This is a genomic window from Streptomyces sp. FXJ1.172 (assembly GCF_001636945.3).
Lineage (GTDB): Bacteria > Actinomycetota > Actinomycetes > Streptomycetales > Streptomycetaceae > Streptomyces.
This window is the reverse complement of the sequence record NZ_CP119133.2, coordinates 427,723-453,344: the sequence shown is the minus strand read 5'-3', so window position 1 is coordinate 453,344 and position 25,622 is coordinate 427,723. Positions and strand designations below refer to the sequence as shown.

The 25,622-nt window shown below is 68.4% G+C and carries 20 protein-coding genes and 1 pseudogene; 16 read left to right on the top strand and 5 right to left on the bottom strand.

The features are described 5' to 3' along the window. Positions 1–968: 968 nt before the first annotated feature. The gene (locus A6P39_RS02325) at positions 969–1,637 is read left to right on the top strand and encodes a hypothetical protein (RefSeq protein WP_234378732.1); all 669 of its coding nucleotides are present in this window, start codon (positions 969–971) and stop codon (positions 1,635–1,637) included. Between the two features lie 741 nt (positions 1,638–2,378). Here the strand turns inward: A6P39_RS02325 and A6P39_RS02320 are convergent. The 3 genes and pseudogenes from A6P39_RS02320 to A6P39_RS02310 all read right to left on the bottom strand — a co-directional run bounded on the left by A6P39_RS02320 (position 2,379) and on the right by A6P39_RS02310 (position 4,286). After that, positions 2,379–3,086, bottom strand: a complete 708-nt coding sequence (locus tag A6P39_RS02320; protein WP_234378731.1) for an IS630 family transposase — start codon at positions 3,084–3,086, stop codon at positions 2,379–2,381. Between the two features lie 44 nt (positions 3,087–3,130). Then, positions 3,131–3,373: pseudogene (locus A6P39_RS02315) on the bottom strand (helix-turn-helix domain-containing protein); the annotation flags it as partial. A gap of 199 nt (positions 3,374–3,572) precedes the next feature. After that, on the bottom strand, positions 3,573–4,286 hold the full coding sequence (locus A6P39_RS02310; RefSeq protein ID WP_067039858.1) for an SDR family NAD(P)-dependent oxidoreductase: 714 nt from the start codon (positions 4,284–4,286) through the stop codon (positions 3,573–3,575). Positions 4,287–4,447: 161 nt separating this feature from the next. Here A6P39_RS02310 and A6P39_RS02305 point away from each other — a divergent pair, with 161 nt between their 5' ends. The 3 genes from A6P39_RS02305 (at position 4,448) to A6P39_RS02295 (ending at position 7,592) form a co-directional block, all read left to right on the top strand. Further along, positions 4,448–5,056: a TetR/AcrR family transcriptional regulator gene (locus tag A6P39_RS02305; RefSeq protein WP_067039856.1), complete on the top strand. Its 609-nt coding sequence runs from the start codon at positions 4,448–4,450 to the stop codon at positions 5,054–5,056. 213 nt (positions 5,057–5,269) lie between these two features. Then, a protein-coding gene (locus A6P39_RS02300; RefSeq protein ID WP_275883975.1) for an IS5 family transposase occupies positions 5,270–6,069 on the top strand; the annotation gives its coding sequence in 2 pieces (ribosomal slippage) (positions 5,270–5,605 and positions 5,608–6,069; 798 coding nt in all). 1,055 nt (positions 6,070–7,124) lie between these two features. Then, positions 7,125–7,592 carry a hypothetical protein gene (locus A6P39_RS02295; protein ID WP_159396223.1) on the top strand — a complete coding sequence of 156 codons (468 nt, stop codon included), beginning with the start codon at positions 7,125–7,127 and terminating at the stop codon, positions 7,590–7,592. 145 nt (positions 7,593–7,737) lie between these two features. Here A6P39_RS02295 and A6P39_RS02290 read toward each other — a convergent pair whose 3' ends face one another. After that, the gene (locus A6P39_RS02290) at positions 7,738–8,343 is read right to left on the bottom strand and encodes a nucleotidyl transferase AbiEii/AbiGii toxin family protein (RefSeq protein ID WP_067057249.1); all 606 of its coding nucleotides are present in this window, start codon (positions 8,341–8,343) and stop codon (positions 7,738–7,740) included. A 382-nt stretch (positions 8,344–8,725) separates the two neighbouring features. Here A6P39_RS02290 and A6P39_RS02285 point away from each other — a divergent pair, with 382 nt between their 5' ends. The 12 genes from A6P39_RS02285 (at position 8,726) to A6P39_RS02230 (ending at position 24,827) form a co-directional block, all read left to right on the top strand. After that, positions 8,726–9,295, top strand: a complete 570-nt coding sequence (locus tag A6P39_RS02285) for a DUF4232 domain-containing protein (protein ID WP_067057252.1) — start codon at positions 8,726–8,728, stop codon at positions 9,293–9,295. 698 nt (positions 9,296–9,993) lie between these two features. Next, on the top strand, positions 9,994–10,509 hold the full coding sequence (locus A6P39_RS02280) for a hypothetical protein (RefSeq protein WP_067057255.1): 516 nt from the start codon (positions 9,994–9,996) through the stop codon (positions 10,507–10,509). Between the two features lie 193 nt (positions 10,510–10,702). Further along, on the top strand, positions 10,703–12,283 hold the full coding sequence (locus A6P39_RS02275; RefSeq protein ID WP_331454080.1) for an ISL3 family transposase: 1,581 nt from the start codon (positions 10,703–10,705) through the stop codon (positions 12,281–12,283). Between the two features lie 214 nt (positions 12,284–12,497). Then, a complete protein-coding gene (locus tag A6P39_RS02270) occupies positions 12,498–13,958 on the top strand; it encodes a tyrosine-type recombinase/integrase (RefSeq protein WP_067057258.1) in 1,461 nt (486 codons plus the stop codon). Between the two features lie 114 nt (positions 13,959–14,072). Then, entirely contained in the window at positions 14,073–15,890 is a 1,818-nt protein-coding gene (locus tag A6P39_RS02265) for a hypothetical protein (protein WP_067057261.1), read from the top strand. A gap of 577 nt (positions 15,891–16,467) precedes the next feature. Further along, the gene (locus A6P39_RS02260) at positions 16,468–18,165 is read left to right on the top strand and encodes a hypothetical protein (RefSeq protein ID WP_159396224.1); all 1,698 of its coding nucleotides are present in this window, start codon (positions 16,468–16,470) and stop codon (positions 18,163–18,165) included. Next, on the top strand, positions 18,166–18,600 hold the full coding sequence (locus tag A6P39_RS02255; protein WP_067057268.1) for a hypothetical protein: 435 nt from the start codon (positions 18,166–18,168) through the stop codon (positions 18,598–18,600). Positions 18,601–18,977: 377 nt separating this feature from the next. Continuing rightward, positions 18,978–19,655, top strand: coding sequence for a GAP family protein (locus A6P39_RS02250; RefSeq protein ID WP_079133873.1), 678 nt, complete (start codon positions 18,978–18,980; stop codon positions 19,653–19,655). 494 nt (positions 19,656–20,149) lie between these two features. Then, entirely contained in the window at positions 20,150–21,529 is a 1,380-nt protein-coding gene (locus A6P39_RS02245; protein ID WP_079133874.1) for a molybdopterin-dependent oxidoreductase, read from the top strand. Beyond that, positions 21,526–22,035: a hypothetical protein gene (locus A6P39_RS02240; protein ID WP_443052801.1), complete on the top strand. Its 510-nt coding sequence runs from the start codon at positions 21,526–21,528 to the stop codon at positions 22,033–22,035. The genes A6P39_RS02245 and A6P39_RS02240 overlap by 4 nt, the downstream gene beginning before the upstream one ends. A gap of 53 nt (positions 22,036–22,088) precedes the next feature. Next, a complete protein-coding gene (locus tag A6P39_RS02235) occupies positions 22,089–22,739 on the top strand; it encodes a class I SAM-dependent methyltransferase (RefSeq protein WP_234379315.1) in 651 nt (216 codons plus the stop codon). A gap of 255 nt (positions 22,740–22,994) precedes the next feature. Continuing rightward, the gene (locus A6P39_RS02230) at positions 22,995–24,827 is read left to right on the top strand and encodes a glycoside hydrolase family 15 protein (protein ID WP_067057281.1); all 1,833 of its coding nucleotides are present in this window, start codon (positions 22,995–22,997) and stop codon (positions 24,825–24,827) included. Between the two features lie 210 nt (positions 24,828–25,037). On the opposite strand, the gene A6P39_RS02225 is transcribed toward A6P39_RS02230, so the two are convergent. Next, complete coding sequence (locus tag A6P39_RS02225) at positions 25,038–25,433, bottom strand: DUF3592 domain-containing protein (protein ID WP_067057284.1); 396 nt, start codon at positions 25,431–25,433, stop codon at positions 25,038–25,040. Positions 25,434–25,622: the final 189 nt, after the last annotated feature.

Below are 25,622 nucleotides of genomic sequence, written 5' to 3'. Positions count from 1 at the left end.
GCCGCCGGGAGACGCACCGATGTGTACCAGGACCGGCGGCGCGAAGTGTGGGAGAACCACGGCGACACCGCAACCCTTGCGCAATGAACACGGCCGCATCATCGACGCGGTTTCCTGGGGCCGTGACGACGTCCCTGATTGGACCCGCTTGGCGCCTATTGCGTCCAGGAGTCGGCGTGGTGGCATCCGGTCGCTGCCGTGGCTTCACCCAACCGCCGCCTCATGACCAGCGTCGTCCACCGAGTGCGTTGACCTGATGTGCCGGTTCTTCATTGACAGTCAGGGCATAGCTGCACGGGGCGGTGATCTTTCCCGGGCCGGGCCCCGTCCCTCACACGTCGGCCCTACCGTCGTCTCACCAGCCTCAACGGTACAAGGACGGGGAGGCGCATGCGTAGTGGGAGGGCGTTGCTCGAGCCGCTGCGGGTTCTGCGCGGCCAGCAGGCGGTAGCCGAGCGTGGTTGGGGACTGTTCGGCGCCCTCATCGCCTGTCATGCTGTCGACCCTGCCCAGCCTGATGGCACCGTTGACTTGGCATCTGCCAGGTCATGGGAAGAGCCGCCTACGTTCGACATGGAGACGTTGTCCAACCCGCCTGCGGCGCTGCTGCTGCCTTCTCCGACCGCTGGCCATCGTCACAGGCCTGGCAGCACCCAGCTGGTGCGCGGATGGGGGCCGCTCAGTGTGACCTGTGGCGGACTACGGGCGTGCTGGAGGTGTTCAAGACGGTCGACTTCACACCGACGTTGAGCAAGGTCGCGGCGATGTGGGGCACAACAAGCCGGTGACCGTCCGGCTGGGCGACCTGGACAAGATCAGTGCGGTGCTGAACTGCACTGTCGGGACCTTCTCCAGGCCGAGCCGCCGACCGGCGGCCAGACAGTGCCCCAAGCCGAGGTCATCGCCTCGTCCGAGCAGGCCGAACTCCGGTTGCCGCCCGCGGCATGCCGACTTCTAGAGTGATCCGCATGTCGATACCCGTACATGCCCTTGTACAGCGCCCGTTGACCACTGAGGCCGTCGCGGAACTCCTCGCATTGCCGGACGTGTCCCGCATACCTGAGGAGTTCGACGCCGTCGATGAGGAGCTGCGGCGGCGCGGGTGGGAATGGCAGCACAAACTGGTCTGCGATTCCTTCCGCACCGGACACGGACACGTGCTGTGCAGCGATTACGGCAGTCCGTTCGGAGAGCCGGACGCACGGTGTTTCCTCGTCTTCGGCGAGATCTACCCCGTTGACCCCGGCGACGAGGACATGAGGAACGAGGAGTGGCTCAACGGCTATATCGAGGGCTGGCAGCAACTGCCCGGCTGGACATGCCGCAGGCCGTCCACCGACCAGGACTGCGAGGCCGTGCTCGCGCAGGCGGCGCGGGCGGTCACCGAGCACTTGGGCACCGTCCCGGAACGGATCTTGGTGTCCGCGGCGGTGGCCGCTGGCCCGGCGCTGACCCATCGCATCTGGCGCACCGCCACGCACGCCCTGGTCCTCGGGCCGGCGGAGGACCACGGCCCCTACGGCTACCTCACCCACCTGCGGCTGTCCTGCACTCCGCTCGGCTGCGGCCCCGACCTGCCGCCCGCCAGCGATGAGGACGCCCTGGTCCGATGGATCGTGGCGCACACCAGCTGGTGAGCCCGGCCCTGGCCGGCGCCGCCGAGGCCGACGACGTCCCCTGTCCCACCGTCCCCGCACGCGGCCATGCGCGGCGGCAGGCCTCCGAACCGGGCATCTCGCCAATCGGCGATCCGATCGGAGGACGAGCCCCAGGGTGGCCCGTGGTCGCCGCGGGACGACACATCGATCCTCAAGCAGAGGCCGACGATCTGCCATCGGTCTGGATTGAGTTGGTCCGTGAGAACTCAGTGTGAATCGGCGGACGGCAACAGTGCCTCTGTAACGGGAAGGCCAGTCCTGGGGCACCGTCCCGCGCCGGAACCTGTGTTTCACCGGCCGCGACCACCTGCAATGCCCGGTGCGGTAGGTGCCGACGGCTGGTCAGCGTCTCCTGGCCTACGCGAAGTTCGACGACACGCACGTAATCGTCCGTTTCCAGGCAGCAGTTGACGTCGAGCTGGTCCGTGCAGGTCTGGCTGGCGCTGTATCGTCCTCCTTACTCCTTCCGGTGACACCGGGCCGCACCTTCCAGCTGGGGCGCGGACCGTCTCTCGGCGGTGCCGGACGCCATCCCGCTTCGCTGGCCTCCGGGCCAGGAAGGAGCCGATCTTGAAGCCGCTTCAGTGGCTAAGTGGTCGTGGCTGTAAGTCCTTCGGGGGTTGATCATGCTCCCAGGGCAACGGAGGATTCTTCGTGGTGATCGGCGGTGTGCCGGTCGAGCCTGGCCAGCAGGTCGTCCAGGTCGGAGGTGGTGAACCTTCACTGGAACGCCTGTGCCGTGGCGTTGTAGCGGTCTTCGAATGCTCGGAGCCGGTTTCGGACCTCGTCGAGGTCTGTGAAGTCGTTGGGTGAGACGATCTTGCGCTGCACGATGGAGAAGAAGATCTCTATCTGGTTCAGCCAGGAGGCGTGGACGGGGGTGTGGACCTTGACGGAGTTCGGGAACCGGGAGGCCAAGCGGTCGATGGCCGACCTGCCGCGGTGCGAGGAGCCGTTGTCGACGATGAAGAAGACCCGTTTCGCGCTGGCGTAGGGTTCGTTGCCCATCACCTGCTCAACCAGTCTCATGAACGGCACGATGCCTGTGCGCTGTTCGCAGTGGCCGAAGACCTCGGCCCGGTGGATGTCGTAGGCGGCCAGGTAGGCCAGGGCTCCGCCGCGCCCGTAGGTGTGGTTGACGCGCATCGACCGGGCCTGGCCTGGGGCCAGGGTGGGATGGCAGCGGCAGCGGGCCTGGATGGAGGTCTTCTCGTCCGCGGAGATGACGTACTCGTCCTCTCCGAGCGGGGTGCCATCGAAGTTGCGCGTGTACAGGTCCAGGACCCGTTGAGCGGTGGCGCGGAAGTTCGGGTCGCGGATGAAGATCCGGGAACGGTGCTGCCAGGGCTTGAGTGCGTCGTCCCTGAGCCAGCGGCGCACAGTGGAGGCGGAGATCGTGTCGGTGATAGCACGGCGAGTTCGGGGCATGACCAGCGCGAGAACGGGGCTCCGGACTCGGTGGAAGGCAACTGGCAGGCTAATGCCTTGACTTCGGCGATCTGCAGCGCGGTGAACGTCGGAGGCCGCCCCGACTGCTTGCGGTCGGCCAGGGCGGGCACCCGGCCGGCCGCGAATCGGCCGCGCCAGCGGCGCACGGTGTCCACATGCAGGTGGGTTTCGGCGGCGATCTGGGCGTTGCTGCGGCCTCGTGCTGCCAGGAGCACGATCGTCGCCCGTTGGCGCGCCTGGTGCGGGGTCTTGTGGCCGTAGGCCATCTTCTTGATCTGGTGGCGCTCGGCGGCGGTCAGTTCCAAGGGCACGGCGGAGCACACGGGCATGGAAGGAGGGCGGCCCATCTATCCGTGGTGGAGGACGAAGTGGCGGGGCCAGCTTCCGGCACGGGCCGTCGGCTCGCCAGGGCCACAGCCTGAGCATCGGGCCCGGTGAACCTTCCTGGTAGAGCCGAACTACTCGTCAGGCGTTGGAGTGAACACCGATGCCGCCGGAGACGGTGAGGTTGTCGCCGGTGATGTAGGTGGCGGCGTCCGAGGCGAGGAAGGCCACGGCTTCGGCGATGTCGGCGGGGGCGCCGATGCGGCCGAGCGGGACGTCCCGGGCCCAGGAGTCGATCATTTCCTGGGAGACACCCATCTTGCTGTAGGCAGGGGTGTTGATGATTCCCGGGCTGACCGCGTTGACGCGGATGCGGCGGGGGGCGAGTTCGAGCGCAAGGGACCGCATGAGGGGCAGCAGAGCGCCCTTGGCCGCTGTCATCGCGGCCCCGAGCCCTTCGGCGGCGCCCACGGTGAACACGACCGAGGCGCCCTCGTTGAGGAGCGGCAGCGCCTTTTGCAGGGTGAAGAAGTTTCCCTTGACGTTGATGTCGAACAGGGCGTCGAAGGCGTCTTCGTCGGTTGATTCGATCGGGCCGGGGCGGGAGATGCCCGCGTTGAGGAAGAGCAAGTCGAGGGAGCCGAGTTGCCGGCGTGCCTGGTCGATCGCCTGGTCGATGTCCGGCAGAGACCGTGCGTCGGCCCGGAAGACCGTGACGTCTTCGGGAAGTCCGGTGTCGGCGACATTGCCGACACCGGTGACCATGACGCGGTAGCCGCGGGAGTGGAGTAGTTCGGCGGTCGCCTTGCCGATGCCGCTGGTTCCACCGGTGATCAAAGCTGTGGGTGCAGGCATGATGCGCTCCTTTGCGTACTTCTGGACAGGGGGTGAGCGGCTCTGTCCGTAGGGCAGCGGGCTGTGCTGCGCCACCGCCGCTGGCAGCGTACGACAGGTTGGCAGCGACTGCCAAACGTGATGTAACTGTCGGTCTGACAGTTCTGAGTTAGTCTGGTGGCATGAAGCAGGAAGCCAAATCAGCGACGGGTGCACCGACCACGCTGTGGGACCGGACACGGCAGCTGGCTTCCCAGGAGATCCTCGATACCGCTCTGCGCCTGTTCACCGAGCAGGGCTACGACGAGACGACCATCGCCCAGATCGCCCGGGAGGCCGGAGTCTCCCAGCGCACCCTCTTCCGCTATTTCGGTACCAAGGAGGACCTTCTCGGCGGCGGCCAGGACCGGTTCGGACAGGTCCTGATGGACACGATCAGCGAACAGCCCGCAGAAGCCGGCGTCTGGGAGGCCCTGCGCGCAGGGGTTGCCGCGGTACTGGCCTTGCACGACAGCCGCGAGCAGGCCCTGAAGCGGTTCCGTCTCCTGCACAACACCGCCTCGCTGCGTGCCGGGTGGCTCGAAAAGCGACTGCGGTTCCAGGAGAACCTGCTGCCGCTCATCGAGACCCGTATGGACGCAGCTACCGGCAACGAGGGCGCGAAGGCCCGCGCGGTGATCGCGACGGCGTTCGCATGCCTGGATGCCGCGTCGATGACTTGGGTCACCAACGACGGCAAGGGCGAAATCATGGACCTGTACGACGAGTGCATGGCTGCGGTGCGCGGCTGACCCGCAGTGGCCAATCAGCCCGGAAACCCTGGGCGGAGACTGGGCACATCCGCTGCCACAGACCGGGTCCGCATCCGGAGACACCGGTGGCATGCTCGCTCCGCTACCCGGACTTCACAAGACGATTGCTCAAGTCAACCCCCGAAGGACTTCCGGAGCCGACCACTAAGAGGTCATCTCATTTGGCGCATTCGATAGGCTCCGGGTGTGGGGATCGTTGAGCGGCTGGTGCCGGATGAGCTGTGGGAGTTGTTCCAGCGAGTGGTGCCGGAGGCGCCGAGTCGGCCTCAGGGAGGCGGCCGGCGCCGGCACGGTGACAGGGAGGTGCTGGCTGCGATCGTGTTCGTGGCCACGTCGGGCTGTACGTGGCAGCAGCTGCCGGCCGCCTCGTTCGGACCGTCGGGACCCACGGCTCACCGGCGTTTCACCGAGTGGTCGAAAGCCCGGGTGTGGGCGAAGCTCCATCGCCTGGTCCTCGACGAACTCGGCTCCCGGGGTGAACTGGACTGGTCTCGCTGTGCGATCGACTCGGTGAACGTGCGGGCCCTGAAAAGGGGGGCCTGACAGGTCCGAATCCAGTAGATCGAGGCAAGTACGGTTCGAAGATCCACTTGATCACCGAACGGACCGGATTGCCCATCTCCATCGGCATCTCCGGCGCCAACCTGCACGACAGCCAGGCCCTCGAACCGCTCGTTCGCGGCATCCCGCCCATCCGCTCCCGTCGCGGTCCGCGCCGACGACGGCCGGCCAAGCTCCACGGCGACAAGGGCTACGACTACGACCACCTGCGCCGATGGTTACGCCAGCGCAGCATCCGGCACCGCATCGCCCGTAAAGGCATCGAGTCCTCCCAGCGCCTGGGACGCCACCGCTGGACCATCGAACGCACCATGGCCTGGCTCGCCGGATGCCGCCGCCTGCACCGCCGCTATGAACGCAAGGCCGTCCACTTCTTGGCCTTCACCAGCATCGCCTGCACCCTGATCTGCTACCGCAGACTCACCAAATGAGATGACCTCTAAGTTCCATCACCGAGCTCGGCTGCCACAAGCGGCATCTCGGCCAGGGCTTTCCCGATGCGGCGTCCCTTACAGGCGCTGCCTGGCGCATCGCGGGACGGCGGGGGCCGCCCAGAAGCAGTGTCAGTGCCCCGCCGTACGGTCGGGAGGCAGGAGACCGGGAGGGTAGGTACGGGCGGGTGCGGCCGGTCGATCCGGGCCGGCTGCACCCCGGGCGGCATCAGGGGCCGGGCGAGCGCTGCGATTTCGTCCAGCTCGGCCCGGTGCCTGGGCAGTGCCCGGCGCAGGGCCTGGTGGAGCCGGAGGAACGCGATGGCCTCCTGCTCGGTGTACGGGCGCAGCCGTTCCGCAGCCAGTGCCCACGACGCCTGGCCCAAGCCGGCGGATTCGTGGCGGAGCAGTGGGCAAAACATCCGATGCCAGGGCGATCATGCGAAACTTGGTAAGGGCAATAGCTGTGGCCGTCCACGCTGTTGGCTGCTATTTTGCTGGCTGGCGCAAACGCAGCCTCTGCTGACCCTTCGACGCCTAAAGTACGCGAGGCAATTGTCACGACGTCGATGAAGGTGGTCGGATTTGACGCGGCAGTAGCTGAACGGCACGGCTACAAAGTCGTCACGTTACCGAACGGGAAGCAGACTTCCGTACCGAAGGACAGGCACGTCGTCCCGAACACTGTGCTGTACCCGTAGTGTACGGCGACTGCGGAGAATCGTACATCCACTTCAATTCAACCCGGGGGTAACTCCGGGGGAGAGATCTCTACCGGCTACCGGCTCCACCACGACGTCATTCGCTACGGCTGGACCGTCGACGTCAGAGACCGATTCTGCGTTGGTAAGCTCGGCGACAGCGGGGTGGGCCACCGGATCGCATGATGAAATGCATTTCCTCACGCACTCGGGGGGCTCGGGAGATGCTGTCGCACGGGTGGGAGGCGGAAGCTACGCCATCCTGATCGACGGCGAGGAGTTTCACTCCGGCTCCCCGTGGGATCAGACGTACTACTACAAGGACTGACCCCGAACTTCGGTAAGTGAGGGAAAATGAACATCACCCCGCCGGGCCACCGACAGGCAATGGAGAAGGAAATCGCAACGGCCGCAAGGGGCTTCGGCGGGGTGATGTTCGGCCTTAGAGGGCTAAGCCCCATGGGTACGCTCGGTCAGCAGGAAGACGGAATATACAGAACCTTCTTCATTAAGTATTATTTTGATGGTCGCGGGATAGGAGTCGGTACGACGACTCTGCATATCGACCCCGCGTTTGCTTATCGCTGGCTTGCTACTTTTGCCAAAAATCAGCAGCCACAGGATCCGGCGCCAAGGCGCATAGACTTGAAGGTCGGACATGAGGAAGTTGGGCTTCCTGGCGATGTTCCACGCAGATTGCAGGCCTACCAGCTGGGATCGGTTAGTGCTCTCTCTGCTGAAGTGGATTATCTTTCCTGGATTGCAATTGGCGATCTCGACTTGATCTGTGCGCAGTGGACCGCTATCAGGTCTGTTACATGACCACGGCCGCGTGGCGAAGCACGTCTGCTTGTTGAGCCCTAGCGTGACCACGGCGTACGGTCACCCGTTGCTGTTCGCGTGTCCCGCGGAGACCAAGGCCCGTACTCCCGGGCAATGCGGTGAGTCAACTGCCGGTGTGCGAGGGTCAGTTATCTGGATCTTCCTCGGCATGCAGGCGGGTGTCGAGATCGTTCGCCCATGCGAGGGCCCAGTCGCGTAGGTCCGAGATCTGGTGAGGGGTGAGGCCGTAGCCGGTGCAGTCGGCGTCGTCCCACCATTCCGCGCCGGCAACGCGGTCGCGCAGGTCGCTGAGCCTGAACTCGGTGCGGGCGTGGCGGCGGCCGAGTCCTTCCAGGTCGGAGGTGGTGCGGTGGCGGGATGCGGCGTGAACGTCGATGAGGTCACGGACCGCGCCGCGCTCGGCCAGGGCCCGGACCTTGGTGCCGATCACGTCGTCGAGAGCGAGGACCGGGCCGCACTCGGTGGCGGCGGGCGGGGTCCAGAAGGCTTCTGTGAGAATGTCGACCTCGCAGTCCTCGCCGGTGGCGGGGTCAGTGAGGCCTGCGCGGACGGTATGGATGATCTGGTCCATCAGGGCGGGGTTCTCGGTGGCGACCTCCAGGTCCTGGGAGGGCCGGTCGACCAGGCCGTGGGCCTGCACGGCGTAGCCGCCGGTGATGACCAGCGGGTAGTGGGTGCCGATGGCGAGAACGTCGGTGAGCAGGCGGCGGTGCAGGTGGGTGAGGTACACGGGGCCTTCGCATGGGCCAGCTCGGGGAAGGCGTCCTCCCACGCGTCGCGGATGAAGCGGCTGATCAGGGTGCGAAGGATGAGCCACTGGCTGATCAGGAGGTCCCGGTTGAGAAAGTCCTCTAGTCGGACTTTGACGGACGCGAGTTTGTGTCATCGGAGTTTGATCACCGCAGGTCAGCGACTCAGCGCACCTTCGGTGCGCATCGGGGGGGCATCTGCACGGGTGCAGCCTGTCGTCACCGTTCCGTCACAAGTAGCCGCCGCACGGAACCCTGCCGCTCTCCCGCCCTCTCTGCACTCACGTACCACGACCACGCGTACCGCGGGGCAACAACCGACGACCGAAACCCGCGGACGAGACGACTCAGGGGGACGACAGCATGCGTCACAGCAACGGCATTCGCAGGGCGGCTCTGGCGACGACGGCGGTCACGGCCGTCGCGGCGGCGGTGACCGGCATCATGCCCGGCACCGCCATGGCGGCGAGCACCACCACCTCCACCCCGCCGCCCGCCTGCCCGGCCTCCGCCCTCCAGGCCAGCGCCTGGCAGGCCGTCCACCGGCCCGTCGGGACCGGGACCGGGGCGGCGGTCGTGCAGTTCACCAACGTCTCCCGGAGGACGTGCGTCCTGAAGGGCCATCCGACGGTCGCGGGCGCCGGCAACGGCTCCCCCGCGCACAACACCCCGCTCAAGGTCACCCGCACCGGCAGGGCGGCCACCGTGACGGTCCGGCCGCACGGCAAGGCGTGGGTGAAGCTGACCTTCGTCCAGGTCCAGGGGGAGGCCGACGGCTACTGCGTGTCGGGCAAGGACCCGGTGACGTATCCGACGATGGTCATCGGGCTGCCGCACTCCGGGGAGCACCAGGTCGCCCTGAACGACGGGGTGTGGGCCGAGTGCGACAACAAGGTGACCGTCACCCCGGTCTCGGCGGTCAAGCCTTCCTGACCCCCCGTCCCCACAAATCGAGCAGCCTGCACAACGATCGCAAGGCTCTGACCTGCACATTTACGAGGAACTGCACATAAGTGCAGGTCAGCGACTCAGCGTACCGAAGGTGCGCTGAGTCGCTGACCTGCGGTGATCAAACTCCGATGACACAAACTCGCGTCCGTCAAAGTCCGATGGCAAACGGTCTACCCGTCCGCCACGCGGGCGATGCGCACTATCGGGCTGGTGTCCGGCGCGGAGATGACGTCTGGGGACGGGCGGTTTCGTCGTCCACTTCTTCCCGCGTGATGTGATCGACGCTCTTGCAGAGGGCTGGAGTCTTCAGGAAGTCCATGAGTTCGAGGAGGGAGCTCTCCCGCGGCGGCTGTGGCGCGTCACTCAGGCCGTGCCGGGATGAGCGGAGGGCGTGGTGGGTGCGCCGTTGTGCGCTGCTGCCGATTGGCGGTGCTGGTGGATCGTTTCGCCGGTGAACGGCGGCCTCCATCCGGGTGAGGGGAGCCGTGGTGGGGATCTGGATGTGGGCGGTGCGGACATCGACTTGCCGATCGGCGGGTCAGGGCCGGTGTGGGTGTGGGTGCGGTGGCAGCCGGCGGTTCGGTTCTCGCAGCGTTCTGCCTCGCGGTGACTGTCGATCCCCGCGCGCCGCCCGGCTGCGTGAGGGACCCGCCAACGAAGAGACCAGGAGCGGAAGCATCATGTCGAACCAGGCGAACACCCCGAGCGCGAAGTCCGGCCACCTGCCCGCCAAAGTCATGCTCATTCACATGATCACCAACAACTATCTCATCCCCGACAGTGGGAATGACGGCGTTGAGGGCGACGCGATCCAGCTCTACTTCCCCGACCCGATCGACGGCACCTTCGCCCCCAAGTGGCACCTTGAACTCGACCGCTCGACAAACGCCTACTACATCAAGACACAGAACAGCGGCCGCTACCTCAACGCCGAGACCGTCGCACCCTGGACCACCCCCAGACTTCGCAGCACCGGCCTGACCAGCAGCATGCTCTGGGACTTCGTCACGGTCCCCGGTGTGCCGGACACTGCCGGTGAACCTCAGGTGCGGGCCATCGTCTCGCGCGGCAACTCCTACGCCCTCGCCCCGCACCAGCACGTTCTGCCAGCCAACGACACCATCGTCACGCACAGCCGTATGTGGGGCGGCACCCCGAGCTTCATGCACGCCTTCAAGGTCGTCCCCACGGCTTGACGCTCTGCTCCGCCCGCCCGCCGCCTCGGCGCTGATCAGGCGGTGGGCATCCGTCCCAGCCACGACTGTCCGCGTACATGTTGTTGGTGGCCCTGGCAAGATTTCCGTGAAGCCGGGGTGTGCGACCGTGCGCCGGTGACGCTCCGTCATATCTTCCGGCATTGTCATCGAGTGTGATCGCCTCGTACGGATTGTGTCTCCGCACCTCGACTCGGTGCAGGTGGAGCGGGTGTGGGTGGAGGGCGACGTGGTCCGAATCTCGGCCCGCACCCGCGAGTTGATGGTTGCCTGTCCGGATTGCGGTCGACGTTCAGCGCGGGTGCACAGCCGCTATACCCGCACGCTGGCTGATCGCGCCGTCGGCGGCCGCCCGCTACTGATCGGCCTGTCGGTGCGGCGGCTGTTCTGTGACGGCCCGCGCTGCGGTCGCCGGACGTTCGCCGAGCAGGTCGACAAGCTGACGGTGCGCTACCAGCGCCGCACTCCGTTGCTGCAGCACTTGGTGGAGATGGCAGGGGTGCTGCTCGCCGGCCGGGGCGGCGCCCGGCTGCTGCAGATCGTGAACGTGACGCTGTCGCGTACGAGTGTGCTGTTCCACCTGATGCGCATGCCGCTGCCGTCAGCAACGACTCCACGGGTGCTGGGCGTGGACGACTTCGCACTGTATGCGGACGTCTACGGCACGCTGCCGGTGGATGCTGATACCCGGCTGCCGATCGCGCTGTGGGCGGGACGGGACGCTGAGCAACTGGCTGCCTGGCTGCGCGCGCATCTCGGGGTTGAGGTTGTGTGCCGGGACGGATCGCTGGTCTACCGGCAGGGCATCACCGACGGCGCCCCGGACGCCCTGCAGGTCAGCGACCGGTTCCACCTCTGGCAGGGGCTGTCGAAGCGCGTGGTGGAAGTGGCCGCCGCCCACCGCGGCTGCTTGCCGAACGCACTGCCCGATCCCCAACCGGCACCGCAGCGTCCGTCCGCCAGAGCACCGTCCGACCGAGCGGATACACCCGCCCGTCGCCACGCCAAGCGGCTGTTTGAGGCGGTGCACGCGGTGACCGACACCGGCCGCTCGATCAACGCGGCAGCTCGCGAGCTGGGCCTGGACTGGCGCACGGTGCGCAAGTACGCCCAGGCCGCCACCTGGGACGAGTGCGTGCGGCGACCCCGCCCACGCCGGCCGACGAGCCTCGATCCGTACCTGGAGTACCTGCGTCTGCGCTGGGAGGAGGGCGAGCACAGTGCGAAGGTGCTGCACCAGGAGCTCGTCGCCAAGGGCTACCGCGGCCACTACCAGCGGGTCAAGATGGCCGTCGCTCCTCTGCGTCGCGGCCTGCCGATCGACGCGCCGCGCGAACGGTCCCCCTCGCCCCGGGAGGTCGCTCGCTGGATCACCACCGAGCCTTCCCGGCGCGGCCTGAACACCGCGGAGCGGCTGAACCGGCTGCTCGCACACTGCCAGGACCTGGACCACACCCACGACCTGGTGCGTCAGTTCGCCGCCATGCTCGATGCCCGCGACGCCAACGTCCTCCCGGACTGGCTCGAGAAGCTCACGACCTCTCGCCTCCCGACGCTGGCCAGTCTGGCAAAGGCCATCCGCGAGGACCAGGCGGCGGTCGTGCAGGGCATCACCACCCCGTTCAACTCCGGCGTCAACGAGGGCCGCATCACCGACGTCAAGCTCCAGAAGCGACTCATGGCTGGCCGGGCCGGAGTCCCGTTGCTCCGCCACCGCGTGATCCTCATAGCCCACCTCCGACGCCGACACCCATGACGGAGCGTCACCGGCGCACGGTCGCATACCCCGGCTTCACGGAAATCTTGCCGGGGCCTTGTTGGTGCAGAGGCAGGTACGGGCTCACGTACACCCTCGACTTCGCCGGTTAGGTCCAGTGTCCGTACCTGTCTCAGCTCGTTGACGGGGTGAACGGCGAGGTGGCGCTGGGCTGTTAGGTTCCTCGGTCGTTACGACCAGCCGCGGGAGTGCGATGCCTTACTTCTTCACCTCGTCCAGCCATCTGACCCGGCACCAGAAGGCGCTGGGCGAACTCGGCTTCGATGTGTCTGAGCTGCTGTCCGGGCCAGCGACATTGCCGGAGGGCACGCCGTTCTTCGTGGACGAGAACATGTACCCGGTCGAGCCGATGTGCTCATACTTCTTTGATCTCGCCCGACACGTGGGCTCGGAGAGCCTTCGTGACTACGCGTACGACCTGATGGGGCTGGAGGACTTCCTGGCCCGGGTGCTGGATCCGCCGACGGATCTGTTGTCGGCGACCGAGGCGGACCTGGTGGCCTTCCGGTGGTGGCGTACGCAGTTGGCGCCGGTTCCGGTCGGGCCGGCGACGTGGCGGCGCAACCGTACGGCGATCAACGGGTTCTACGAGTGGGCGCTCGGTACGGGTCTGCTGGAGCGGAGACCGTACGCTCGGCGCCGCAGTGGGCGGGATGCCTTGTCCTGGGGAGCGGCTGCCGATCTGGATGTGCGGCATCTTTCGCGGGCGCAGTACGTGATGCTGCACCGGGTCGGTCTCGGAGGTGATCTCCCGGACGGCAGTGCGGATCCGGGTTTCCGGCGTGCGGGGCGACTGCGGAACATGGCGGGCGCGGACCTGGCTGTGACGACGGGTATGCGGTTGCGGGAGTTCAGCTGCCTGTTGGACATGGAGGTGCCGCGCCCGTGCCCGGGGGCCGGTGCGGTTCCGGTGGCGTTGGGGGCGATCGCGAAGTACGGCTTTGCCCGGGTGGTGGTGGTGCAGCAGGCGGTGTTGCGGTCGTTGGAGCTGTACCGCCGTACCGAGCGTGCCGCTCAGGTGGCACGCAGCCACGGGGCGCTGTGGCGGCGGCGCGCGGAACTGTTCGTGGTGGACGACGTCGATGAGCGGCGGATGCGGGTGTCCGGGCTCCTCCATGGCCGTCGGCGGTCGTTCGAGGTGGTGGCGATGCCGGCGCCGCTGCGGCGGATTGCGGTGCTGGAGGGAGAGCGAGGGCTGGAGTCGCTGGGGTTGTTCGTGGGCCGGGGCGGTGGGGTGCTGTCGGCGTCGCGCTGGCAACAGGTGTTCGATGCGGCGGCCGAGCGTGCCCGTCGACTGTCGGAGGCGTCGGGCGGGGTGGAGATGCCGCGTAGGGTCCGGCTGCACGATCTGCGGCACACGTTCGCGGTGTTCATGCTGCGGCTGTTGACGGAGCAGGTCGTTGAGGACGAGCGGTGCCGCCGGGAGGCGGGTGGGTCGGGGGTGTGGCTGATGCAGCACATCGCCCGGTCGCCGCTGTTGATCCTTCAGCGGCTGCTGGGGCATCGCGATCCGCGGTCCACGATGAAGTATCTGCGCTACCTGGAGGACGTCAGCGCGATCGTGACGCGGGCGGTGGAGGAGTGGACGCGGGAGGACCGCATGCTCGCCGACTACGCCCTGCAGTGTGCTGGCCGTGACGGTGGTGGTGTGTGATGCCGCGGCGCGGGGAACGGCGATTGGTACCGGGTCAGCGGGTAGAGCCCGTGGGGGTGGTGGCGGAGCCCGCGCGAGTGGGGGTGCGGGAGGTGGAGCGTGCTTCCCGCCGGGATGGCACGGTATGCCGGCCGGTTCGCCTGCCGCGTGCTGGCGGCGGAGTTGGCCGACGAGTGGGTGCTGTACTGCCGGACGCGGGTCTTGCGGGGGCCTGACAGGCCCGCGCGAGCGGTGCGGTCCTTCGTCGCGTTCGCCGACGCCTGGCTGGCCGAGCGGGGGATCGGTCCGCAGCCTGTGCGGCTGGCCGGGGGACCGGCAGACCTCACGGAGATCATCTACGAGTGGGAGCACGACCTGCGCCGCGTCCATCCCTCTCCGTCGAAACGCGGCTACGAACTGGCGTCGAGTCTGCTGGCGCTACTCGAGCAGCGGTCCGTGCGGGAAGGGGACCTGCCACCGAAGCTCGCCGCCCGGGCGCAGGCGCCGCCACTGTTCAGGAAGCCGGCTGAACCACCGCCGCTTGAGGAGTTCAGCCAGGCCGAGCGCCTTGCGCTGCGGGATGCGGCCCGCCGCGATATCCGGGCCGTCGAGCGCCGTCTGGCCGCGGGCCGGGCCTTGCTGGAGACAGGATGTGATCCTCGGCAGGGTGGCTGGGAGAGGGTGGCGAACCTGGTCTGGGCGGTGCACCAGGGCCTGCTGAAGACGACGGTGCTGCGTGCCCATCTGCCGACGTCCCCTGGGCGCTGGCCCATCGAAATCCGGCAGGTCGCCGGGGACGCAGGCCCATCGTGGGCCCCGCAGGCGCTGCTAGCGGGCCTTGCAGCGATGGTGTTCCCGCGCGAGTTGGATCTGCAGCCGTTTCGGGTGTTGCTGCTGCTGGCCATGGACGAGTGCACACCGGAGGAACTCCTCGATCTCGCCTTGGACGACGTCGAGTTCACCGACGGCGGGGTGCGTCTTGCGCAGACCAAGCACCGGGCCGGACGGATCCGGCGCCGTCTGCACACCGGTCCGGTGGCCGACACCGGGGAGGGGGCCGCATTCGAGGGGGAGGGCCGCTGGGATGTGCCCGGGCTGCTGCGTCGCCTGTTCGCGATCACGGACCCGGTCCGGCACGCCTACCCGGACGTCGTCGGCTGGCTGTGGGTGACGGTGGAGCCCTCCGGCGCCGGCCGGGCGCGGGTACGGGGACGGCGGGCCGAGTTCGTCCTCGAGGGGCGTCGGCTGACCGACTGGATCACCCGGCAGTGCCGGCCGGACGGTCGCGCGTTGGAGATCACGGCGCCGCACGATGCGCGAAGACTGCGCAAGACGGCCAAGATCGCACGGGTGGTCGCGCTGGGCGGCACGATCGCCGACCTGGCGGGCGATGACCACCACGTGGAGGTCTTCCGCCGCCACTACGCGCACGGCACTACGGCGCACGTCCTGGCCGGGAGGGCCGTCACCACGGCTCAGCAGAAGGTGTTCGCGTCGCTGACCCGACCGGTCTTCGCCGACGAGGAGGCCGTGGCCGAGCTGACGGAGCCCGAGGTGAGTGCCGCGCTGGGCCTGGATGAGGACACCGCCGGAGCGATGCGGGACGGGCAGCTGGACATGGGACTGGTCAACTGCCGCGACCCCTACGCCTCTCCGCACACTCCGGCGGGCTCGGTGTGTCATGTCGCGCCGGCGATGTGCATGCTGTGCCGCAACGCGGTCGTCTTCCCCTCCCACCTGCCGCGGCTGGTGCTGCTCGCCGAGCACATCGATCAGATGCGTAGCCGGCTCACCCCGCCCCAGTGGCAGGCGCTGTGGGGGCGCCAGGCCGCCGCATTGGCGCAACTGTTCGAGGAATGCGCTGCGGCGATGCCGGACGCCCGCCGCGCGGCCCAAGAAGGCCGTGCCCGACTCCACTTTCCCCTCGGCATGCGCACGGAGTACGACCGGTGAGCGCCCCCGCCTGCGAAGATTCACGTCTGCCGATTCCCCGGGCGGCCTTCGGCGACGATGAGCCGGTCTTCACGGCTGCGAACGGACTGCTCGAACAGCATCCAAACCCAGTGCCTCTGTTCAGCGAGCGGGAACGCTGGAGCGGCTCCTGCCTGCGCCGGCCGAGCAACGTCATCCCGGGCAACTGGCGGATCACATTCCCCACCTTCGACGCGGCATGGAACCTGCGGGCCAGGGAGGTCGCCTTTGCCCTGCTCAACCCCACCCACCCTGTCCTGCGGAACGCCGGCGTCTACCGCCCCGCCCAGCCGACCTGCTTGTCCACGGTGCGACAGCTGATCGAGCGCCTCGGAGCACTGGGGCGCTGGGCCATCGCCCAGAACCAGCCCAGCCATGGTGGCCGCTGCTGCGGGCCGCCTGGACCTACATCGACTCCTTCGCCGACGACATCCTCACCGCCCGGGACAAGGCTCTCGCCCGGCCCACGAGCCCCGCCACGGCCGGACCGCCACCTGCGCGGCCGAGCATCGACGAACGGCTGGACGCCTGGCTCGACGACCCGACGACCCGGATTCCCGTGCACGCCGCAGCATTCCGAACCAGCCCGGCGGGCACCCCGATGTGGTCGGTGATCAGCCTGCTGATCACCGACGGCACCAACGAGGACGCTCTGGGCACCTCGCGCCCGTCCGCCACCGCGCGCCGTCGCCGCGTCCTGACCGAAGCCGCCCGCGGACGTACCGTCGCCCTCACGCCCGGCCAGGCCGAGCAGATGCTCGCCGTCACCCGTCAACCCCACGCCACGTCTACCCGGACGCCCCAGCGCACGCAGACCGAACTCGACGCCACCCTTAAGACATGGCTCGCCGAACCCGGCCACCTCATCCCCGTCCAGGAGACGATGCACACCACCGCCCAAGGAAGAGACCGGGTTGTCCGCACCCCTCGCTGGTCGCTGCTGGCCACCCTCGTCTACGGCCCCGGCGGACCGCGCACCATCTCCCCGAGTTCGTCGGCCTCCCGCCGACGCCGCGCAATCGCCCAGGCCGCCGTGGACGCGGGCCAGTACCAGTTACTGGCGGGACAGGCCCGCGCCGCCGACCTGCCCCGCCCCACACCGCACTTCACCGTCGTGCAACGTGCCGACGGCACCGAAGGCCCGTGGCGCACCCAGCTGACCGACCGCAACCTCGGCGAAGAACTACGGGCCCTGCAAGGCGCCGTGTACTGCTTCGTCGCAGCGCTGTCGATGATGCGCGACTCCGAGATCCAGGAGATCCGCCGCGGAGCCCTCACCCACCACTACGGCACGCCCGCCCTGCGCTCGTACAAGCTGAAGAACGAGCCCGAACCGCTCGAGGAGAAGTGGTGGATCATCCAGCCCGTCGCCACCGCCCTGACCGTCCTCGAACGCCTGTCACAGCACCCCACCCACCTGTTCACCACCTTGGCCACCCCCGGCACCTCGGGCCGCGGCCGGGGAACGGGCCGGCGCGGCCTCAGCGCCCCGTACGTCATCGACACCTTCATCGCCCACGTCAACGCCCACCGCCAAACCACCGGCCTCGACGCCATTCCCGACGCGCGGGTGCGACCACACCAGTTCCGCAAGACCATGTCCGTCATCTGCGCTCAGGAGCCCGACGGCGAGATCGCGCTCGGCATCCAGCTCAAACACGCCGCCCGCCGCATCCTGGCCAACCCCACCACCCACTCCTACGCCGCCCCCGACGGCGCCTGGATGCGCGAGTTCGACGACCGACTCGCCACCGCCGCAGCCGCCAAACTCACCGGCCTGCTCACCGCCGGCACCACTGGCGCCCCCGTCGCCGTTGGCCCCGCAGCGGCTCGCCTGCACACCGGCCTCGACCGCGCCGCCGCCCAACTCGGCACCCCGGCAAACTCCCACGGGACGTCCCCGGGCCTTCAGGCACTCGCCGCCGACCCCCGCACTGCCGCCGAACTCATCCGCGCCGAACTGCCCGAGCTGCACTTCGGCACCCTCAACCACTGCCTGTGGCAGCCGGAATGGGACGAATGCACGAAGCACCTCCCAGAGAACGAGGACGGCGCGCCACTCATCGGGGCCTGCCAGCCCGCTCGCTGTCGCAACTCCGCCGTCAGCGCCGACCACGCCCCCATCTGGCTGGCCGAACAACACGACCTCGCCCAGCAGCTACGTGACCGCCGTCTTCCACCCGCCCGCCGAGCCGCCCTCCAAGCCCGTCTCGACGACGTCGAGACCATCACCACCGCCCTCACCGAGGACCTGTAAATGGCCGTCTCCCCAGCCTCCGAAGCCAAACTCCGCGCCGCGATGGCCCGCCTCCTGGCTGGACAGCCCCAGCACACCGATGGTGCTCTGACCAAGGAAAACCTCGCCCGCGAGGCCGACGTGAGTCATGCCACCGTTCACCGCGCCACCACCGTCCTTGCCGAATGGAGCGCTCACGTCCCCCACCCCGTCCGTCGCACGCCCAGTGAGAGAGCCCGAGACGAAACCATCACCACCCTGCGCACCCAACTCACTCAGGCCCGCCAGCATGCCCGCGAACTCCAAGGCCAGCTTGATGCGCTGGCCACCGTGACAGCCCACCTGTACGCCGACAACCGAACGCTGCGCCGACGCCTGGACGGCCAGCCTGGTACAGCCCTGAGCGCAGCTGGAGCAGCGACCGTTCACTCGGTGCCGCCCGGCTCGTTTCACTGATCAAATGCTCGTCGCTACCTGTGCAGGTCTATCAGGAATCAGGGTCTTCCAAGACTTTCTGGTTCAGGCGGCGGCATCGTTCTCCGTCGGGCCGGCGCCCGGCAGGCGTATCAGGCAGCGGTGCCGAACAGGTCGGCGAGGAGCTCGGCACCGGCGGCGCTTGTCGACGGGGCTGGGGGGCCGTTCCGCAGATGGGTGACGTCGGCGAGTTCGGAAGGCACGAGGGCTCCTGCTAGAGCAGCATCGGGATGCTGCAGCGAAAGTTGCTGGCCACGCCGTGGATGTCGGAGGTTGAGCTGTTCGCGCGGCAGCCCGGTGCGGCCGCTGAAGGGGCGCGTTGATCCGTTGTTCCGATCGCATGACTGGAAGGGGATCGGGTGCTCAGCCAGGCGATGGGGGCCATGCTGCCGGCTGCGTTTGCGGTCGCGCTCAGTCCCTTCCCGCTGATCGGAATCGTTCTGATCCTGTCCGGCGCGCGGGGCCGCCGTAACGGCCTGCTGTTCGCGGCCGGATGGATCACCGGCCTCGCGATCGCGGCGACGCTCGTCGCGGTGCTCCTCGGCGGAGCCGACGACCCCGACAGCACCTCGTCGGCGATCGCGGACTGGGGACGGGTACTGGCCGGGGGAGCCCTCATCGTGCTGGGGGTACGCAAGTGGTGGAAGCGCCCCCGCGCCGGTGAGCAGGCAGAGCCACCACGCTGGGTGGCCTCGCTCGACGACGCCACGGCTGGACGTGCGCTGCTCCTCGGGGCGCTCCTGTCGGGCGCCAACCCCAAGAACCTCGTCCTGACAACGTCGGCCACCACCTCGATCGTCGAAGCCGGCGCCCACGACGTCGGCCTCATCGCGGCAGTCACCGTCTTCGTACTCATCGCCTCCTGCACGGTGCTTGGCTCCGTCGGCATCCATCTCGCCGGAGGACAGCGCGCCGCGTCGTACCTGGACAGCGTTAGACAGTTCATGGTCACCAACAGCACCGTGATCACGGTGATCGTGCTGCTCCTCCTGGGCGCAAGCGTCCTGGGTGACGGGCTGTCCGGTCTCGGCCGCTGAGACAGGCACCTTCAGGAACAGGCCGCGAGCGCTGAAGAGAGCAGACAGTTGACCACGATCAGCGTGAGACCCCCGGAAGACGGTCATACCAGCCCCCTGAGCTGCAACTTCAAGTTGGCGGAGGCTCAGTACGACGACACCATCCTTCTTCAGAACGCGGTCCAGGTGCGGGACGCGCGGCGAGCAGGTCGATCAGCCCCGGTCGGGGATCGCACCGTGTGCGCTGTCGCGGCTGCCGGGAGGCAGGGACTCCACCGTTCGGCTGACGGGGTCCGGCCACTCGGGTATCAGCGTATGCCTTGACGACGATGCCAAGGGGTTGGTCCACCGGCGCAGAGACATTCTGTAGTGGTCTCATCAGTCGTGTTCTGGAAGACGTTCTGACGGGTTGACCGGCCGCCCTTGAGGGCGGGGCTCTGGGATGGAGGAGGCGGCTGATGGGTAACGGCGGACGACGGTCACAGCCCGGTTCGTCCGGGCGGCCGGAGCGCCCGATGCCGGAGGCCGCGCATGCGCGGTGGCGTCTTCGGCGGATCGGCGCCGGTGTGGCTGGCGGTGTCGCTGCGGCTGCCGCGCGTGCCCGAGCTGTCGCGCGGCGGATCGGGGAGCTGCCTGCGCCGCCGGGGCCCTTTCGGCCCGCGTTCTGGCGTAGTCCAATCCGGGGTCCCTGGCTGACGTCGGTGTTCGGCCTGGTGCTGCTGGTCGGCATTCCGGTGCTCTTCCTCACCGGCGCGCTCTCCTACGCCGCCTACAACCCCGATCTCGGCCCGCACAATGACATGACGCCCGACAAGGGCCTGCTGGGTTTCTATTTGTTCGACTGGCCTACGCACCCCTACTGGCTGTACCGGCTGACCCAGGGCGTGCACGTCACGCTGGGTGTGGTCCTCGTGCCCGTGCTGCTGGGCAAGTTGTGGTCGGTGATCCCGAAGCTGTTCGAGTGGCTGCCGGTGCGGAGTGTCGCCCACGGTCTGGAGCGGCTGTCCCTGCTGATGCTGGTGGGCGGCGTCATCTTCGAGTTCGTGACCGGGATCCTCAATATTCAGCTGTACTACGTCTTTCCCGGCTCGTTCTACACCCTGCACTTCTACGGCGCGTGGGTGTTCATCGCCGCGTTCATCGTCCATGTGTGCCTCAGACTGGGCCGGATGTCACGCGCACTGGGCTCACGCAGTCTGGCCACGGAACTGCGCACCGACCTCGCGCACACCGTGCCTGAGCCGCCCGACCCCGACGGCCTGGTGCCGACCGCACCGGCGGCGCCGACGATGACGCGGCGTGGCGCCGTGGGGTTGGTGGGGGTGGGCTCGCTGGCCCTGCTGGTAGTCACGGCCGGGCAGAGCATCGGCGGCCGGCTGCGGAACACCGCCTTGTTCGCGCCGCACAACCGCAACCCGGGCGGCGGCCCGATGGACTTCCAGATCAACAAGACGGCCGCGGCCGTCGGCATCAACCCGGCACATGTGGGTCCTGCGTGGCGGCTGGAGGTACGCGGCCGTGCACCGACGCTGGTCTTCACGCGCGCGCAGCTCCTGGCGATGCGCCGGCACGACGCTCTCCTGCCGATCGCCTGCGTGGAGGGATGGTCCACCGACGACCAGCACTGGAGCGGTCTCAGGCTCACCGACCTGGCCGCCATGGCCGGGCTGCCCGGGGCCGGAAGCGTCCTGGTGGAATCCGTCCAATCGCGCGGTGCTTTCCGCTCGGTGGTGCTGCGCGGCAACCAGATCCACGACCCGCGATCGCTGCTCGCCCTGCGGGTCAACGGCGCGGACCTCTCGCTCGACCACGGCTATCCGGCCCGGATCATCGTCCCGGCCAACCCCGGCGTGAACAACACCAAGTGGGTGCACCGGCTCACCTTCAGGACATGACCATGGCACGCTTCGTTCGCTGGTACGGCTCCGGGCCCCTGCACCTGCTTGTGCTGATCTGCTCCTTCGCCCTCACGGCCTACGGCATGGTGCGCCTGTTCGCCGTTCGGCCGCTCGAGGTGGCGATCTGGTTCGTGGGGGCGGCGATCCTTCACGACCTGATCCTGCTGCCTCTGTATTCGCTCGCCGACCTGTCGGCTCACTCCGTGCTGCGGCATCGCACTGGCCGGGTACCGACCGTGGCATGGATCAACTACCTGCGCGTACCCGCCTTCCTGTCCGGTGTGCTGCTGCTCGTGTGGTTCCCCCTCATCCTCGATCTGGCGATCCCTTACCGAGATGACACCCGGTTGCCGGAAGGGGTATACCTCGGCCGGTGGCTGGCGGTCACCGGCGTGCTGTTCGGTGCGGCGGCACTGGCCTTCGCTCTCAAACTGCGCCGCGTGCGGCGAGCCGTCCCCGCCGACAAGCACCGGCCCTCACCCGGTCGCGATGCCGAGCCGTGACGCCTGAGGAGAACAGGTCGCCCGCCGCACACGAGGACCCCTACGCACTGGCCTTGCAATCCGGTCGCGGGCCGGTGTACCTGAGGTTCGCCGACGGGCGCCGGACCCGACTGCCGGTACGCCGCTGGGGCGCGCGGCCCACCGGGGCCGACGAGACGCTGCTGGAGCGCTGCAGGGGCCCCGTACTCGACATCGGCTGCGGACCGGGCCGCCTGTGCAGGGCGCTCCAGGACCGGGGCGTCTGCGCCCTTGGTATCGACGTCGCTCCCCACGCGGTCGCCCGAACGGAGACCCGCGGCGGGGCTGCACTGTGCCGGTCGGTGTTCGACCCGCTGCCCGCTGAGGGAAGCTGGCAGACCCTGCTGCTCGTCGACGGGAACATCGGCATCGGCGGCGACCCGCATGCCCTGCTCCGCCGCTGTACCCAACTCATCGCCCCGACGGGATTCATGCTCGTCGAAGTCGACCAGCATGATGTCGAAGAGGGCTGCAGCGCTTGGGTGGAGGACACCCACGGCAACCGCGGCCCAGCCTTCCTCTGGGCGCGCCTTGGGACGCCGGCCGTCCGCCGGGTCGCCGAAAGCCTCGGGCTCAGCGTCACCGACCAGTGGGTCAGTGGCCGACGGTGCTTTGTCTCCCTCGGTCGTCACGACGCACGCCCCTCAGCCGTCGCGTCTCACGCGCCCCGGGCGCAGCCGCGGTGAGGAGACGGAGCTGTGCGAGCGACAAGTCGGGCGGGTCAGATGCGCCAGAACCTGCCGCCCCGTCACGGCAACCGCCGACGGCCAGCCAGGAGGTGCGATCCGCCGGTGGTGCTGTTTGAGTGAGATGAATCCGCCGCTCAGGGAGGCTGCGATGGACGACCCACCGGTGCCTGAAGCGCTCCACGGTGCGGGCGTCCGCTCAGTCCGTCCGGGTCAGGTCGCGTCAGCGGGCCGGAGGCGGATGGACTGCCGCCGATGAGCGGGCGACCGATCGGTGACCATGCGCTGCTGTCCGACTGCCGCTCGGCCGCCCTGGTCACCTCCGACGGCTCAGTGGACTGGCTGTGCCTTCCCCGCTTCGACAGTCCGGCGCTCTTCGCCCGACTCCTCGACGAGGACGCCGGCCACTGGTCCATCCGCCCCACCGGCCCCGCAGACGTCAGCCGCCGCTACCTCGAGGAGACCCTCGTACTGGAGACGACCTTTCGTACCACCGGTGGAACGGCCGTCCTACGCGACGCACTCGCCCTGGGACGCCGAGAGCGCGGACACGCTCTCGGCACCGCGTCTCCCGGAATGCTTCTGAGACAGATCACCTGCACCGAAGGACGAGTGCCCGTCGAGATCACCTATGCGCCACGCCCGGAGTTCGGACTCGTCCACCCCCTCCTCGCACCTGTGCGGGGCGGGCTCGTCGCGTATGGAGGCGCCCACGTCCTGTTGCTGTCGACCCCTATCGACCTGACGGTGAGCGGTTCCACCGCGCACGGTCAGTTCACTCTCCGGGCGTCGGAACGCCTCGGCTTCGCACTGCAGGTCGGGCCGGCGTGGGGAACCGAGCCGATGCGCTGGCGAGCCGGGCGTATCCGGCGGCGCTTGAACGACACCGTCGAAGGCTGGCGCTCATGGTCGCGGCTGCACCGCGGCTACGTCGGCCCCTGGCAGGACGAGGTGGGCCACAGCGGACGCGTGCTGCGGGCACTGACCTTCGCGCCCACGGGGGCGATTGTCGCCGCGGCCACCACCTCTCTGCCCGAGTGTGTGGGCGGCACGCGCAACTGGGACTACCGCTACACCTGGGTCCGCGACGCCAGTTTCACTCTGCAGGCGCTGGCCACCGCCGCCTGCGAGAAGGAGAAGGACAAGTTCTTCGGCTTCCTCGCCCGAGCCGCGGCAACCCAGCTCCACCGCGGCGTGGACCTGCAGATCATGTACGGCATCGGTGGCGAACGTGACCTGAGTGAGCGGATCCTGCCCCACCTCGCCGGCTGGCGCGACAGCACCCCCGTGCGCAGCGGCAACGAAGCATGGCGCCAACGCCAGCTCGACGTCTACGGCGAACTCCTCGACGCCGCCTACCAGACCTTCCCGCCCAACGAGCGCCTGGACCCGCCCACCCGCGCATTCCTGCTCCAAGCGGCCGAAACGGCCACCCGTCGCTGGGCCGAACCCGATCAGGGGATCTGGGAGACACGCGGGTCGGGCAGACACTTCCTGCACTCGAAACTGATGTGCTGGGTCGCCTTGGACCGGGCCATCGCGATGGCCCCCGTCCTTCAGGCCGACGAACGCGTACCCCACTGGCGGCACGAGCGGGACCAGATCCGCCAAGCCGTCGAACAGCGCGGATGGAACCCCCGCCTGGGCGCCTTCACGCAGGCGTTCGACAGCGACGACCTGGACGCCTCTGCGCTGATGCTGCCCATCGTCGGCTTCCTTCCCCCGCAGGACCCCCGCGTCCAGTCCACGGTGCTGGCGATCGCCACCCACCTCACCGACCGCAACGGTCTGATCCGCCGCTACCTCGGCGACGAGATCGAAGGCGGAGAGGGAGCCTTCCTGCTGTGCACCTTCTGGCTCGCCCAGGCCCTCGCCCTGACGGGACACACCACCCGCGCACGGCAGGTGTTCCAAACCGCCGTCGCGCACGCCAACGATGTCGGCCTGCTGGCCGAGGAGACCGACCCCACCACGGGAGAGGCCCTCGGCAACTTCCCGCAAGCCTTCAGCCATATCGGGCTCATCAACGCCGCCCGCGCCATCCGCGACGCCGAGCGGCAACCCGCACCACGACGATTCGAACGCTAGCTCCCACCACGAAGCAGCGGGTGGCGTAAGAAGGCGTCAGATCGCAGGCACGACAGCAGGCGAGCGTGGATGACACATCGCGCAGCACCGTCTCCCTCCGGCTTCGGGAACCAACTGAACAAACGCCCTGCCCGCCTAGGCGTGTCCGAGGGGGTCCCGTGACGGGTCTGGCGGTGGATCCGTTAGTAAGAACGAGGAGGGAGAGCAAGCTCAGCGCGTGAGCAGGCACCCAGCCGCGACGCCGAGGAAGATCATGGCTCCGAAGAACAGGCCGACGATCCGATGTAGGCGGTACTTCCGGGTGAATACCCGTGCGCTTTTCGGCCTTTCGGGCAGGTAGGCGACCGGTACATAGGTTCCAAGGGCCAGCCCTGTCCCCGTCGTGGGGGGCCGGAACCTGACGGGCCGGCCCTGCCGGTCGGTGAACTCGATGACGGGCGTCGAACAATCGTCCCCCGGCCGATGCTCCTGGTCCACCACCACCCCCTCGGCGTGCAGCCCGTAGCGGCTCAGCCGCATCTGCAGCCGTGCCTCCCGGGCACCGGCCCACAGACTCACCAGGCCCGCCAATACGGCCAGCCCGATACCGATCGTTTCACCCGTCACCCGTCCCCTGCTCTCCCTCGCACAGCGACCGCCCGGCACGGGCCGCGCATCAGCGAGGACGCGGCACACAGCCCGATGGTTCACGAAGGTGCACGGGCACACCGGCTCCTCGGGCTTCCGTGGCCGTGGCGGGGGGCCACGAAGGGCCGCCCCCTCCCTGAAGCCGAGGTCATCACCGGAGCCACAGCC

Excerpts from the sequence above, each read along its gene's own strand:
- A6P39_RS02325 (WP_234378732.1), top strand. The coding sequence starts at position 969 with ATGTCGATACCCGTACATGCCCTTGTACAGCGCCCGTTGACCACTGAG.
- A6P39_RS02320 (WP_234378731.1), bottom strand. The coding sequence starts at position 3,086 with ATGCCCCGAACTCGCCGTGCTATCACCGACACGATCTCCGCCTCCACT.
- A6P39_RS02310 (WP_067039858.1), bottom strand. The coding sequence starts at position 4,286 with ATGCCTGCACCCACAGCTTTGATCACCGGTGGAACCAGCGGCATCGGC.
- A6P39_RS02305 (WP_067039856.1), top strand. The coding sequence starts at position 4,448 with ATGAAGCAGGAAGCCAAATCAGCGACGGGTGCACCGACCACGCTGTGG.
- A6P39_RS02295 (WP_159396223.1), top strand. The coding sequence starts at position 7,125 with ATGAACATCACCCCGCCGGGCCACCGACAGGCAATGGAGAAGGAAATC.
- A6P39_RS02285 (WP_067057252.1), top strand. The coding sequence starts at position 8,726 with ATGCGTCACAGCAACGGCATTCGCAGGGCGGCTCTGGCGACGACGGCG.
- A6P39_RS02280 (WP_067057255.1), top strand. The coding sequence starts at position 9,994 with ATGTCGAACCAGGCGAACACCCCGAGCGCGAAGTCCGGCCACCTGCCC.
- A6P39_RS02270 (WP_067057258.1), top strand. The coding sequence starts at position 12,498 with ATGCCTTACTTCTTCACCTCGTCCAGCCATCTGACCCGGCACCAGAAG.
- A6P39_RS02265 (WP_067057261.1), top strand. The coding sequence starts at position 14,073 with ATGGCACGGTATGCCGGCCGGTTCGCCTGCCGCGTGCTGGCGGCGGAG.
- A6P39_RS02255 (WP_067057268.1), top strand. The coding sequence starts at position 18,166 with ATGGCCGTCTCCCCAGCCTCCGAAGCCAAACTCCGCGCCGCGATGGCC.
- A6P39_RS02245 (WP_079133874.1), top strand. The coding sequence starts at position 20,150 with ATGCCGGAGGCCGCGCATGCGCGGTGGCGTCTTCGGCGGATCGGCGCC.
- A6P39_RS02240 (WP_443052801.1), top strand. The coding sequence starts at position 21,526 with ATGACCATGGCACGCTTCGTTCGCTGGTACGGCTCCGGGCCCCTGCAC.
- A6P39_RS02230 (WP_067057281.1), top strand. The coding sequence starts at position 22,995 with ATGAGCGGGCGACCGATCGGTGACCATGCGCTGCTGTCCGACTGCCGC.